The organism is Streptomyces sp. CB03238 (assembly GCF_002099185.1).
GTDB lineage: Bacteria > Actinomycetota > Actinomycetes > Streptomycetales > Streptomycetaceae > Streptomyces.
On record NZ_NBCN01000005.1, the window covers coordinates 67,137 to 78,620 of the forward strand.

Consider the following 11,484-nt stretch of genomic DNA (forward strand, 5'->3'; position numbering starts at 1 on the left):
CCGCGCGCACCAGCGCGGTGACGGCGCCGGTGCGTTTCCGGCCGCCCGGCGCCCCGCTCCCCCTACGCCCGCCCCGGTGCCCCGCGCACGGGGCCGCTAGAGTCGGCCCACATCCGGCGGGCGCCCGCCCGCGGCAGGCCAGGGAGCGAATCGTGCTGATCCCCCACGACACCCGGATCGCGCTCGACACCGTCGTCGATCTGATGAACACCGCGCCCGACGGCGGACGGCGTGACGGGCTCAGGGACGTGGCGGCGCTGTACGCCTTCGTACGGAGCCACGACGTCAGCGGCGTCGGTGAGCTCGGGGAGCAGGACCTGCGGGCCGTACGCGACGTAAGAAAACGATTCGCCGAGGTGTTCTCGGCGCCCGACGCGCGTACCGCCGCCGAGCTGATCAACCAGCTGGTGGCCGCCGCGGGCACCACACCCCAGCTCACCGACCACGACGGCTACGACTGGCACGTGCACTACTTCGCGCCGGGCGCGTCGGTCGCCGACCACCTGGCCGCGGACTGCGGCATGGCGCTGGCGTTCATCGTGGTGGCCGGCGAGCAGGAACGGCTGCGCCGCTGCGACGCGCCGGACTGCGGGCGGGCCTTCGTCGACCTGTCCCGCAACCGCTCGCGCCGCTACTGCGACAGCCGTACCTGCGGTAACCGGCTCCATGTGGCGGCGTACCGGGCGCGCCGCAGGGAGGCGGCGGCCGGCTGAGCGGGGCGCCTCAGCGCACGCTCACAGCCGCGTGGCTCACAGCACGAACAGATCGTGCACGGCGGCCATCAGCAGCAGGCAGCCGATCACCGCCAGGAAGATCATCAGCGGCGGCTGGGAGAGCGCGAAGAGGCATCCGCGGCGCTCCTCGATGGCTTCGTCGGTGGCGGGGGACGATTCCCGCGAGGTTTCCAGCATCTCGGTGCCGATCATGGCGCAGTGGAGCGCCCCGTGAACGGCGAACACACATGATCCGCAGGGTAGTTCACCCCATCCCGTGGCCCACGCCCCGGGCGACGGCTCAGATGCCGTGCTTCTTCAGGATGGCCTCGATGTCGCTGAAGTCGTCGGCGGGCCTGCCCTTGGGGCGGTCGCCGGCGCCGAGCGAGGGCGCGGAAGCGGTGGGCTCGACCGCCCGAGGCTCCTGATGCCCCTGACGCGCCTGACTCGCCTCCTTGCGGGTGCCACTCCGGCGCCGTTCGACGGCCCGGGTCGTCATGAACAGCACCCAGGCAAGGCCGAGGACGCCGAAACCGGCCCACGCCACCGGGCTGAACGCGGTCTCGGCCAGCCACTCCACGGCACCGGTCATCACCAGCCCGACCGGCACCAGCGCGTACGCGGCGACGCGGGTGGCGGCCAGGAACCTCTTGCGGTACGCGGTGATCGCCGCGATGCCCAGCCCTGCCGCGGACACGGCAGAGCAAATCGTCTCGGCAAGCATCCGGTCCTCCAGGCGTGCGGCAGGGCGATACGTCCCTTCCATCCTGCACCGGGCGGCCACGCGGCTGCCATGGTGCCGACCGATCTCGGGGAGATCTCCGGGACCGTCTCCTCCCCAGGTCCCGGTTGGGGCGCCGGCCGTCCTGCTGAAAGACTGCCCCCATGAACGACTCCACCACCGACCGCACCGCCACACCCGTCGTTCTCGACGTCTGGTGCGAGCTCCAGTGCCCCGACTGCCATGCCGCCCTGGACGACCTGCGCGCGCTGCGCGCCCGGTACGGGGACCGGCTGGAGGTACGGCTGCGGCACTTCCCGCTGGAGAAGCACAAGCACGCCTACGCCGCCGCGCAGGCCGCCGAGGAGGCCATCGCGCAGGGGCAGGGCTGGCCGTACGCGGAGGCGGTGCTGGCCAGGACCGAGGAGCTGGCGGCCGAGGGCGAACCGCTGCTCATCGGCACGGCACGCGAACTGGGCCTGGACGCCGAGGAGTTCGACACGGCACTGATCGACGGCCGGCACCTGCTGATCGTGGACGCCGACCAGGCGGAGGGCAAGGCGATCGGCGTCACCGGCACCCCGACGTACGTGATCGGCGGCGAGCGCCTGGACGGCGGCAAGAGCCAGAAGGGGCTGCGCGAGCGCATCGAGGAGATCGCCGACCGTCTCCTGGCCGAGCCGGGCGGCCAGCTCTGAGGACCCGAGGAGCGGCTCAGAGCAGCGGCTTGAAGCCGTGGACGCGGGTCGTCCGGTACCCGAGCGACTCATAGAGCCGGATGGCCGGGGCGTTGCCCACGAAGACGTGCAGCCCGATCCGGCGCTCCCCCGCCTCCAGGGCGATCCGCTCGGCGAGCAGCATCAGGGCCCGCCCGTACCCCTTGCCGCGCTGGTCGTCGGCGACCTCGATGTCGTACACGAACGCGGCGTCCTCGCCGGGGGTCAGCTCCAGGCGCCCGGTCCACAGGTGCCCGACGGCCGCGCCGTCCCGCACGGCCACGCGGAACGCGGCGCCCTCCGTGGCGAGCCCGTCGGGCAGGTACTCACGGCGGCTCGCCTCGGCCCTCGCCCTGGCCTGCTCCTCCGGTACGCCGTGCTCGGCCCAGCTGCGCGCGAAGCGCTCCGCCGACCGGGTCTCCCACTGCCCGTACTCCGCCTCCGTCATGGGCCGGATCCCGACGTGCGGGGGCAGCTCGGGCGGCGGCCCGGTGAGGTCCTTGGCCATGTTGCGGCTGCGTTCGGTGTAGCCGAGGGCGGTCGCCATGCGCAGCGCGACCCTGGCATCGGCCGGTATCGAGACCGAGACCTGGTCGCAGCCCCAGCCGCGCAGCACCTCCTCGGCGGCGAGCGCGGCCACCGTGCCGCGGCCGCGCCGCCGGTCCGGCTCGTCGATGTGGAGCGACCGGATCACTCCTGCCGCCCGCCGCCCGGTCCCGGGCATGGTGCCGAGCTCGACGGCGCCCACGCGGCGGCTGTTCACACAGACGTCGTAGGTGCGCGATCGGGCGCCGTCGGGGGTCTGCTGCAGCGGCCCGGCCGGCCGCAGGGTGGTGGTCATCGCCCCTCTTCTACCCACCCGGCGGCCACGGGCTCACATCTGCGCCGCGCGCTCCGCGAAGATCCGCATGGCCTTGGCGGTGACCGGCCCCGGGGCGCCGGGCAGCTCGCGCCCGTCGACGCGGTGGACCGCCTGGACGTCGCGGAGGGTGGAGGTCAGGAAGATCTCGTCGGCCCGCTGGAGGACGTCCAGCGGCAGGTCGGTCTCCTGGGCGCCGGTCCACTCGACGGTCAGGGCCCTGGTGATGCCCGCGAGGCAGCCGGAGGCGAGCGGCGGGGTGTGCAGCTGCCCGTCCAGAACGACGAAGACGTTCGAGCCGGTGCCCTCGCAGAGCTGTCCGATCGTGTTGGCGAACAGCGCCTCGCTCGCGCCCTGCTCGTGCGCCCTGGCGAGGGCGACGACGTTCTCGGCGTACGAGGTGGTCTTCAGGCCCGCCAGGGCGCTGCGTTCGTTGCGGGTCCAGGGGACGGTGATCACGGCGGTGGTGTCGGGGCGGTGCCTGGTCTCGCCGAGGGCGACGACGAGGGTGGGGCCGGCGTCGCCGCGGTCGGAGCCCAGTGGGGAGAGACCTCCGGTGTACGTGATGCGCAGCCTGCCCAGCGGCATGGGGTTGGCCTCCAGCACGGCGGCGCAGGCGCGGCGTACCTCGTCGAGGTCCGGGTCCGGCAGGCCGAGGCCCCGCGCGGACCGGGTGAGCCGGTCGAGGTGGAGGTCCAGCGCGAAGGGCCGGCCGTCCACGGCCTTGAGCGTCTCGAAGACGCCGTCGCCCACGGTCAGGCCGTGATCCAGTACGGAGACCCTGGCGGCTTCCGCGTCGTGCAGCCCGCCGTCGACCCACAGCTTCATTTCCCGATGGTCCTTCCGCTCGCCTCGTACGCTCCCGACGCTACCGCGAGCAGCCGGGATGCCTTCAGTTCCGTCTCGTCCCACTCACGCGCGGGGTCGGAGCCCCAGGTGATGCCGGCGCCGGTGCCGAAACGCAGCACGCCCCCGCCCTCCGTGCGGTCGATCCAGAAGGTGCGTATGCCGACGGCCAGCTCGCCGGTGCGGCGGTCGGCGTCGACCCAGCCGATGCCGCCGCAGTACGGCCCCCGGGGGGCCCTCTCCAGCGCCTCGATGATCCTCAGGGCGCTGGACTTGGGGGCGCCGGTGACCGAGCCGGGCGGGAAGGTGGCGTCGAGGAGGTCCTTCCAGCCCGCCTTGGGCGTCAGCTCACCGCGCACGGTGGAGACCAGGTGCACGAGTCCGGGGTGCGACTCCAGGGCGCACAGCGCGGGAACGGTGACCGATCCCGTGGCGCAGACCCGGCCCAGGTCATTGCGGACGAGGTCGACGATCATCACGTTCTCGGCGCGGTCCTTGTCCAGGAGGTCCTGGGCGGTGCGGCCGGTGCCCTTGATGGGGCCGGACTCGACGGTGAAGCCGTCACGCCGCAGATAGAGCTCGGGGGAGGCGGTGGCGATCTCTACCCCGTGGGCGGGCAGGCGAATCGTTCCGGCATAGGGGGCGGGGTTGCCGCGCGCGAGGAGCGCCGTCAGCGCGTCCACATCGGCGGCGGCCGGGTCCGGCAGGGGCGCGGAGAGCACCCGGCACAGGTTGGCCTGGTAGACCTCGCCGGCCGCGATGTGCTCGCGGATCCTCCGTACGCCGGCGGTGTACGCGTCGCGGTCGAGTGAGGACGTCCAGTCACCGGCGGCGGGCCCGCGCCAGGCTGCGGGGACGGGCTCGGGCACCGGCGCGGGGCGGACGTCACCGAAGCGGGCGCAGGTCAGGCGGCCTTCGAAGTCGGCGGAGACGGCCCAGAAGCCGGAGGAGTCGAGGGCCTCCGGGTCACTGGTGACATCCCGCAGGTCGGTTGCGACGAGGCCGCCGAAGCGGGCCAGAGGAGCGAGGTCGTGCACGGATGCGAGTCTATGGCGCGGGCGGACGGGACGGCGCGGACGTGCTCCGCACCTGGTGCGGAGCGGGGTCGGCGCAGCACGCTGGGCAAACGCGTTTTTGTACTGGCCCGGGAATCCGCTAGAGTTCAACACGTCGCCGGGACGCGGAAGCGAAACGGAAACGACAAGCGGACGTGGCTCAGTTGGTAGAGCATCACCTTGCCAAGGTGAGGGTCGCGAGTTCGAATCTCGTCGTCCGCTCGAAGTGGGGGATCATTCCCGGGCCCCTGCACTCCTGGTGGAGTGGCCGAGAGGCGAGGCAACGGCCTGCAAAGCCGTCTACACGGGTTCAAATCCCGTCTCCACCTCCAAGGACGATTAGCTCAGCGGGAGAGCGCTTCCCTGACACGGAAGAGGTCACTGGTTCAATCCCAGTATCGTCCACTGGATCTTCGGATCCCCCGCGCGATTAGCTCAGCGGGAGAGCGCTTCCCTGACACGGAAGAGGTCACTGGTTCAATCCCAGTATCGCGCACGCAGCCCATCATGATCTTCGGATCATGATCCCCGAGGACGATTAGCTCAGCGGGAGAGCGCTTCCCTGACACGGAAGAGGTCACTGGTTCAATCCCAGTATCGTCCACACGGACCGGAGCCCCGGCCGCATCACGCGGCCGGGGCTCCGCCGTGTCCCCCTCAGGAGGAGAAGAGCATCCGCCCGAAGCTGCGACGGTGACCGTGCCCGTGGTGGCCACCGTGGTGCGGGGCGCCCCAGGCGGGGGCGTGCGGGGCGGGAGCGGCCGGGTAGGCCTGCGGGGCCGGCGGCGCGGGCGGGGCCTGCTGGACCCACTGCGACTCCAGCCGGGTCAAGGCCTCCAGCTCGCCGTAGTCGAGGAAGATCCCCCGGCAGCCGCTGCACTGCTCGATCTGGACGCCGTTGCGGTTGTAGGTGTGCATGGGCGCATGGCACTTGGGACACTGCATGCTCGGCTCAACTCCTCGCCGTACGGATGGTTTCCTCACCCTACGACGGAGCGTCGGCGTCCAACTCAGGCGGGAGTGTCGCAATTCGGGCACAGGCGTCGACGACGCTCACCTCGACGTCGTCCAAGTCCCGGTTCTCGGCGGTGCTCTTGGCGATGGCCAGGGCCGCCGTCTGGACGGTCAGCGCGCGGGCCGGCACGTCGAGCCGGGGCCAGGGGTCCTGGTCGCCGTCGGCGGGTACGGCCGGGCCGCCCGCCGCCCGGTAGGCGCCGAGGAACCGGGCCCACACGTCCGGCGCCAGCAGCCCGGCCGCGTACCAGGCGGCGGGGCGGGCCAGGTCCCAGGCGGGGTCGCCGAGGCCGAGGTCGTCGACGTCGATGAGCAGCCAGGGGCCGGTGGCGGCCGGGTGGCGGACCAGCTGGCCGAGGTGGAGGTCGCCGTGACAGACCGCGCCCGCGCCGGGCCAGGGCGCCTCGCCCGGGTCGGGCGCCTCGTCACGGGCCCAGGCGGGCAGGCGGTGCCATGCGGCGCGTACGGGCGCGGCGGCCGGGTGCGGGCCGGCCGCCGTCATCCGCGCCACCGCCCGTGCCGCCTTGGCGGGGCCGCGCATGGGCGGCAGCGGGCCGGGCAGCTCGGCGGGCGGTACGCGGTGGAGGCGGGCGAGCAGGGCGGCGGCCTCCTCCCACGGGGCGGCGTCCGGCTCGTCGGGGTCGACGGGGCTGCCGTAGGGCCAGGCGGTGACGGGACGACCGTGCAGCTCCGGGGCGTGCAGCTCCGGGGCGGCCGCCGGGAGGGGCGGGAGCAGGATCCCCGCCAGTCGCGGGTGGGCGGCGACGGCCAGGCGGACGCGGTGGGCGGCGGCCTCGGTGTCCGGGGCGTGGGCCTTGGCGACGGCTCCGCCGTGCCGGACGACGGTGCCGTCGGGGCGGTGGGCCAGGACGGTGCCGCCGCCCGCCCCGCAGGCTCGGCAGGCATGGTGGGGCACGGCACGCCGGGCCACGGCGTCGAGCTCCCGTACGAGGGCGTCGGTCTCCTGCTGCACGCCCCGACCTTACGGGTGCGCGGTGCTTGGGCGTGGCCTGGGGCCGTGGGCCAAGGTCGGGGCCCCTCCGGGCTCACCTCCTCGCGGTCGGCGGGGTGCCCACGCACTCTCGTCGCCGTATCTCGCCGCCGATCCGCTGCGGGGGCGACCCTGCACGGCCCCTCCTCGCCGTAGTCGAAACAGCCGCCCGCACCCGGCACACCACGGGCATCTCCACCCGCCTTCCCCCAGACCCACCGGGCCGCAGTCGGCGTACGACCGGGGCGGGGCCGTGCAGGGTCGCCCCCGCAGAGGTCGGCGGCGTCAGAGGAGCTCGCCTTCGGACGTACCCAAGGCCGCCGGCCTCGAGGAGGTGAGCCCGGAGGGGCCACGCCCCCCACCCACCGGCGGGCACCGCGCGCCGGGGGGTTCACCGGGCCGGGACGTCCTCGGCCCGGGGGGCCCGCCCGGCCCGGGACGGACAAAGCGGTGGCCGGCAGCTCCCCAGCTGCCGGCCACCGCTGCCGTCCGCCGCACCCCCGTCCCCACGGGGTTGTTGGCCGGATGTCCCCGACCCGGGCCGCTCTCCCGGGTCCGGGGCGCCGCTCAGCGCCCCAGCATCACGCCCACGGACGACGCCTGTGTGACCACCGCTTCCCAGCCGCCGAAGACGACCACCAGGAGCGCGGCCAGAGGGAGAACCATTGCCGTGGCCACCAGCGGGTGGCGACGGCCCGACGTACGACCCTGCGTGCGGATCATCGTCCGCGTTGCCGTGTCCGCCATGGTTCCTCTCCTGTCGTTTTTGGCAGCGGCGGGCGTCTGACCTCGGGGGACGAGTGCTGCACCCGCCGCTTGACTTCAACATTAGGGACGCGGCGGCCCCGGCACGTCATGCCCGCGTACCGATTGGCGGGCCTCCCGGAGGATGAGCCGCCCGTGGGTGGCGTACTCCCCTGGGTGGAGACGGGGCGCAGGCTGTGAGGGTCTTCCCGGAGGGGCCGGTGGGGTGGGTGACGTCACTCACGTCCGCCCCGGCTCTCCGTACCGCCGGCCCGGGTCGCGGGCCAACGCCCTTTCCGGGGCAGGGCATTGGGACATCACGCGGGTCCGGAGGGCGGATCGGCACTGACAATCGATCGGCCCGCGAGGGCGCGGCCTATGAGCGCGCCGGGGCGCGGGTACGTAAGCTGTGCCACGTCAAACGGACACCGGGTAGCGGGGATGGACATGGCGATGATGCGGCTCCGGCGCGAGGATCCGCGTGTCGTCGGCTCATTCAGGCTTCACCGGCGGCTGGGCGCGGGCGGCATGGGGGTCGTGTACCTCGGGTCGGACCGGCGCGGACAGCGGGTGGCGCTGAAGGTGATCCGGCCGGATCTCGCCGAGGACCAGGAGTTCAGGTCGCGCTTCGCGCGCGAGGTGTCGGCCGCGCGGCGGATCCGCGGCGGGTGTACGGCACGGCTCGTGGCGGCCGATCTGGAGGCGGACCGGCCGTGGTTCGCCACCCAGTACGTGCCGGGTCCCTCCCTGCACGACAAGGTCGCCGAGGAGGGCCCGCTGTCGGCGGCCGACGTGGCCGCGATCGGCGCGGCGCTCTCCGAAGGGCTGGTCGCCGTCCACGAGGCCGGGGTCGTGCACCGGGACCTGAAGCCGTCGAACATCCTCCTCTCCCCCAAGGGCCCGCGCATCATCGACTTCGGGATCGCCTGGGCGACCGGCGCGTCCACGCTCACCCACGTGGGTACGGCGGTGGGCTCGCCCGGCTTCCTCGCGCCCGAGCAGGTGCGGGGCGCGGCGGTGACCCCGGCGACGGACGTGTTCGCGCTGGGGGCGACGCTGGCCTACGCCGCCATGGCGGACTCGCCCTTCGGGCACGGCAGTTCCGAGGTCATGCTCTACCGGGTGGTGCACGAGGAGCCACAGCTGCAGGGCGTGCCGGACGCGCTCGCGCCGCTCGTACGGGCGTGTCTCGCCAAGGACCCGGAGGAACGTCCCAGCACCCTGCAACTGTCCATGCGGCTCAAGGAGATCGCCGCACGGGAGGCGCAGGGACTGTCCGACGGCCGCCCGGCGACGCCGCGCCCGTCCCCCCGGCCCGTGGACGACCGTCCCACGGGTCGGCTGACCGAGCGCTACACGGAGCGCACCACGCGCGGGCACGCCCCGCGCACGCCCGCGCCCGGGGCGCGGGGCGCGCAGGCTCCGCGTGCCTCGTCGCCGCGCAACCCGTCACGGACGGGCGGCGGCAGCCGGACGGGCGGGGGGCGGACGGCGTCCAGGCCCGGCGGTGTGCGCACGGGCGCGGGCGGCGGGCGGCGGCCCGCGAACCCGCGGCTGCTGCGCCAGCGGATCTTCGTCTTCGTGGTCGTGACGCTGATCGTGCTGCTGGGGATCGCGGCGGCGCAGGGCCTCCAGGGCTGACCGCCGGTCAGGACTCCGGGCGTCCGGTGGCCACCGCGTAGAAGGCGACCGCGGCCGCCGCGCCCACGTTGAGCGAGTCCACGCCGTGCGCCATGGGGATGCGTACCCACTCGTCGGCCGCCATCAGGGCCTTGGTGGTGAGGCCCTCGCCCTCCGCGCCCAGCATCAGGGCGACCCGCTCCAGGCGGTGCGGGGCCGCCGTGTCGATGCTCGTGGCCTTCTCGTCGGGCGTCAGGGCGAGCAGCTTGAAGCCCGCCTCCCGTACCGTCTCCAGGCCGCGGGGCCAGGTTTCCAGGCGGGCGTAGGGGACGGAGAAGACGGCGCCCATGGAGACCTTCACCGACCGGCGGTAGAGGGGGTCCGCGCAGTCCGGCGACAGCAGGACCGCGTCCATGCCGAGGGCGGCGGCGCTGCGGAAGATGGCGCCTATGTTGGTGTGGTCGTTCACGCCCTCCATGACGACGACCCGGCGGGCGTCACGGAGCAGTTCGTCCGCCGTGGGCAGCGGCTTGCGCTGCATGGAGGCGAGGGCGCCGCGGTGCACGTGGTAGCCGGTGACGCGTTCGGCGAGGTCCGGCGTCACCGCGTACACGGGCGCCGGGACCTCGTCGATGACGTCGCGCATGACGTCGACCCACTTGGCCGAGAGCAGCATCGAGCGCATCTCGTACCCGGCCTGTTTGGCCCGGCGGATGACCTTCTCGCCCTCGGCGATGAACAGGCCTTCGGCGGGTTCGCGCTTGCGGCGCAGTTCGACGTCGGTCAGGCCCGTGTAGTCGCTCAGGCGCGGGTCGTCGGGATCGTCGATGGTGAGGAGATCGGCCACAGGGTGATACTGCCTTGTCCGGTGTGGGGTGCCAACAGGGGTTACGTGGTGCTCTTGTGCGGGCCCTCGGCGACGACGGGGCCGATGACGATCACGGCGGGCGGGCGTACGTCCTCGGCCCTGACCCGCTCGGCCACCGTGGCGAGCGTCGCGTCCACGCGCCGCTGGGAGGCCGTCGTGCCCTCCTGGATCAGCGCGAGCGGCGTGTCGGGGGCCTTGCCGTGCGCCACGAGTGCCTCGGCGATCGCGCCGATCTTGTCGACGCCCATCAGGATGACCAGCGTGCCGGTCAGCTTGGCGAGGGACGCCCAGTCGACGAGCGAGCGCGGGTCGTCGGGCGCGACATGGCCGCTGACCACGGTGAACTCGTGCGCCACGCCCCGGTGCGTGACCGGGATGCCGGCGGCGCCGGGGACGCTGATGGAGCTGGAGATGCCCGGCACCACCGTGCAGGCGATACCCGCCTCGGCGAGGGCCTGCGCCTCCTCCATGCCCCGGCCGAACACGAACGGGTCACCGCCCTTGAGGCGGACGACGGACTTGCCGGCCTTGGCGTGCTCGATGAGCGCGTTGTTGATGGCCTCCTGCGCCATGAAGCGCCCGTACGGGATCTTCGCCGCGTCGATCACCTCGACGTGCGGCGGCAGCTCGTCGAGGAGGTCGCGGGGCCCGAGCCGGTCCGCGATGACGACGTCCGCCTCGGCGAGCAGGCGGCGGCCGCGCACGGTGATCAGGTCCGGGTCGCCGGGGCCGCCGCCGACCAGGGCGACGAACGGGGTACGGGCGCGGTGGTGCGGCGCCGCGATGGAACCGTCGCGCAGCCCCTCGACGATCGCGTCCCGCACGGCGGCGGAGCGGCGCGGGTCGTGGCCGGTCAGCACGGCGACGGTGACGCCCTCGCTGCGGCCGGTCGCCGGCGTCCAGGCCGTGGCCGCCTCGGCGTCGTCGGAGCGTACGCACCAGGTGCGGGTGCGCTCCGCCTCGGCGGACGCGCGGGCGTTGGCCTCCGGGTCGGTGGAGGCGATCAGGGCGTACCAGGCGTCGGCGAGGTCTCCGTCCTCGTACCGGCGCTTGATCCAGGTGATCTCGCCGGCTTCCGCCATGGCCTCGACGGACGGCGTCGCGGACGGGGAGACCAGGGTGATGTCGGCGCCGGCCGCGATGAGGGCGGGGAGGCGGCGCTGGGCGACCTGGCCGCCGCCGATGACGACGACGCGGCGCCCGGTCAGGCGCAGTCCGACGGGGTAGGCGGGGTGCTCGGCGTTCTCGACCATGGCGGTGCGGCTCCTCGGCGGGGCGGTGGTGCGGTGTGCGGGGCCGCTGCGACGGTGAAGCGGCTGGTGGGGCGGGGGGTGGCG

At 73.8% G+C, this 11,484-nt stretch carries 13 protein-coding genes and 5 tRNA genes; 8 read left to right on the forward strand and 10 right to left on the reverse strand.

Annotation, left to right across the window (positions count from 1 at the left end; genetic code table 11):
• Positions 1 to 152: 152 nt before the first annotated feature.
• Positions 153 to 713, forward strand: coding sequence for a CGNR zinc finger domain-containing protein (locus tag BKD26_RS09815; RefSeq protein ID WP_084897461.1), 561 nt, complete (start codon positions 153 to 155; stop codon positions 711 to 713).
• A 36-nt stretch (positions 714 to 749) separates the two neighbouring features.
• On the opposite strand, the gene BKD26_RS09820 is transcribed toward BKD26_RS09815, so the two are convergent.
• Positions 750 to 926, reverse strand: coding sequence for a hypothetical protein (locus BKD26_RS09820; RefSeq protein WP_206603680.1), 177 nt, complete (start codon positions 924 to 926; stop codon positions 750 to 752).
• 88 nt (positions 927 to 1,014) lie between these two features.
• Positions 1,015 to 1,437: a hypothetical protein gene (locus BKD26_RS09825; protein ID WP_084897463.1), complete on the reverse strand. Its 423-nt coding sequence runs from the start codon at positions 1,435 to 1,437 to the stop codon at positions 1,015 to 1,017.
• Between the two features lie 161 nt (positions 1,438 to 1,598).
• Between BKD26_RS09825 and BKD26_RS09830 the strand changes: the two genes are divergently transcribed.
• The gene (locus BKD26_RS09830) at positions 1,599 to 2,132 is read left to right on the forward strand and encodes a DsbA family protein (RefSeq protein WP_084897464.1); all 534 of its coding nucleotides are present in this window, start codon (positions 1,599 to 1,601) and stop codon (positions 2,130 to 2,132) included.
• 16 nt (positions 2,133 to 2,148) lie between these two features.
• Here the strand turns inward: BKD26_RS09830 and BKD26_RS09835 are convergent, their stop codons facing one another.
• From BKD26_RS09835 to BKD26_RS09845, 3 genes are read right to left on the reverse strand one after another with little or no spacing between them, the layout of a single operon-like run.
• A complete protein-coding gene (locus BKD26_RS09835) occupies positions 2,149 to 2,991 on the reverse strand; it encodes a GNAT family N-acetyltransferase (RefSeq protein WP_084897465.1) in 843 nt (280 codons plus the stop codon).
• 33 nt (positions 2,992 to 3,024) lie between these two features.
• Positions 3,025 to 3,837 carry an aminodeoxychorismate lyase gene (locus tag BKD26_RS09840; RefSeq protein ID WP_084897466.1) on the reverse strand — a complete coding sequence of 271 codons (813 nt, stop codon included), beginning with the start codon at positions 3,835 to 3,837 and terminating at the stop codon, positions 3,025 to 3,027.
• Positions 3,834 to 4,892 carry a chorismate-binding protein gene (locus BKD26_RS09845; RefSeq protein ID WP_179166489.1) on the reverse strand — a complete coding sequence of 353 codons (1,059 nt, stop codon included), beginning with the start codon at positions 4,890 to 4,892 and terminating at the stop codon, positions 3,834 to 3,836. Before BKD26_RS09845 ends, BKD26_RS09840 begins: the two co-directional genes overlap by 4 nt.
• Before the next feature lie 167 nt (positions 4,893 to 5,059).
• Between BKD26_RS09845 and BKD26_RS09850 the strand changes: the two genes are divergently transcribed.
• The 5 genes from BKD26_RS09850 to BKD26_RS09870 all read left to right on the forward strand — a co-directional run bounded on the left by BKD26_RS09850 (position 5,060) and on the right by BKD26_RS09870 (position 5,514).
• Positions 5,060 to 5,132, forward strand: a tRNA-Gly gene (locus tag BKD26_RS09850).
• A gap of 36 nt (positions 5,133 to 5,168) precedes the next feature.
• Positions 5,169 to 5,242 (forward strand) — tRNA-Cys (locus tag BKD26_RS09855).
• Position 5,243: 1 nt separating this feature from the next.
• Positions 5,244 to 5,315 (forward strand) — tRNA-Val (locus tag BKD26_RS09860).
• A 19-nt stretch (positions 5,316 to 5,334) separates the two neighbouring features.
• Positions 5,335 to 5,406 (forward strand) — tRNA-Val (locus tag BKD26_RS09865).
• A 36-nt stretch (positions 5,407 to 5,442) separates the two neighbouring features.
• A tRNA-Val gene (locus tag BKD26_RS09870) sits at positions 5,443 to 5,514 on the forward strand.
• 53 nt (positions 5,515 to 5,567) lie between these two features.
• Here BKD26_RS09870 and BKD26_RS09875 read toward each other — a convergent pair.
• The 3 genes from BKD26_RS09875 to BKD26_RS09885 all read right to left on the reverse strand — a co-directional run bounded on the left by BKD26_RS09875 (position 5,568) and on the right by BKD26_RS09885 (position 7,662).
• On the reverse strand, positions 5,568 to 5,855 hold the full coding sequence (locus tag BKD26_RS09875; protein ID WP_073758161.1) for a zf-TFIIB domain-containing protein: 288 nt from the start codon (positions 5,853 to 5,855) through the stop codon (positions 5,568 to 5,570).
• Positions 5,856 to 5,895: 40 nt separating this feature from the next.
• Positions 5,896 to 6,840, reverse strand: coding sequence for an aminoglycoside phosphotransferase family protein (locus tag BKD26_RS09880; protein WP_241518601.1), 945 nt, complete (start codon positions 6,838 to 6,840; stop codon positions 5,896 to 5,898).
• 642 nt (positions 6,841 to 7,482) lie between these two features.
• Positions 7,483 to 7,662: a hypothetical protein gene (locus tag BKD26_RS09885; protein WP_084897469.1), complete on the reverse strand. Its 180-nt coding sequence runs from the start codon at positions 7,660 to 7,662 to the stop codon at positions 7,483 to 7,485.
• A 438-nt stretch (positions 7,663 to 8,100) separates the two neighbouring features.
• Here BKD26_RS09885 and BKD26_RS09890 point away from each other — a divergent pair, with 438 nt between their 5' ends.
• Complete coding sequence (locus BKD26_RS09890; RefSeq protein WP_084897470.1) at positions 8,101 to 9,300, forward strand: serine/threonine-protein kinase; 1,200 nt, start codon at positions 8,101 to 8,103, stop codon at positions 9,298 to 9,300.
• A gap of 7 nt (positions 9,301 to 9,307) precedes the next feature.
• On the opposite strand, the gene BKD26_RS09895 is transcribed toward BKD26_RS09890, so the two are convergent.
• Positions 9,308 to 10,126, reverse strand: a complete 819-nt coding sequence (locus BKD26_RS09895; RefSeq protein WP_084897471.1) for an RNA methyltransferase — start codon at positions 10,124 to 10,126, stop codon at positions 9,308 to 9,310.
• A 41-nt stretch (positions 10,127 to 10,167) separates the two neighbouring features.
• Positions 10,168 to 11,400: a uroporphyrinogen-III C-methyltransferase gene (gene cobA, locus BKD26_RS09900; RefSeq protein WP_084897706.1), complete on the reverse strand. Its 1,233-nt coding sequence runs from the start codon at positions 11,398 to 11,400 to the stop codon at positions 10,168 to 10,170.
• Positions 11,401 to 11,484: the final 84 nt, after the last annotated feature.

Excerpts from the sequence above, each read along its gene's own strand:
- BKD26_RS09820 (WP_206603680.1), bottom strand. The coding sequence starts at position 926 with ATGATCGGCACCGAGATGCTGGAAACCTCGCGGGAATCGTCCCCCGCC.
- BKD26_RS09825 (WP_084897463.1), bottom strand. The coding sequence starts at position 1,437 with ATGCTTGCCGAGACGATTTGCTCTGCCGTGTCCGCGGCAGGGCTGGGC.
- BKD26_RS09830 (WP_084897464.1), top strand. The coding sequence starts at position 1,599 with ATGAACGACTCCACCACCGACCGCACCGCCACACCCGTCGTTCTCGAC.
- BKD26_RS09835 (WP_084897465.1), bottom strand. The coding sequence starts at position 2,991 with ATGACCACCACCCTGCGGCCGGCCGGGCCGCTGCAGCAGACCCCCGAC.
- BKD26_RS09840 (WP_084897466.1), bottom strand. The coding sequence starts at position 3,837 with ATGAAGCTGTGGGTCGACGGCGGGCTGCACGACGCGGAAGCCGCCAGG.
- BKD26_RS09875 (WP_073758161.1), bottom strand. The coding sequence starts at position 5,855 with ATGCAGTGTCCCAAGTGCCATGCGCCCATGCACACCTACAACCGCAAC.
- BKD26_RS09885 (WP_084897469.1), bottom strand. The coding sequence starts at position 7,662 with ATGGCGGACACGGCAACGCGGACGATGATCCGCACGCAGGGTCGTACG.
- BKD26_RS09890 (WP_084897470.1), top strand. The coding sequence starts at position 8,101 with ATGGACATGGCGATGATGCGGCTCCGGCGCGAGGATCCGCGTGTCGTC.
- cobA (WP_084897706.1), bottom strand. The coding sequence starts at position 11,400 with ATGGTCGAGAACGCCGAGCACCCCGCCTACCCCGTCGGACTGCGCCTG.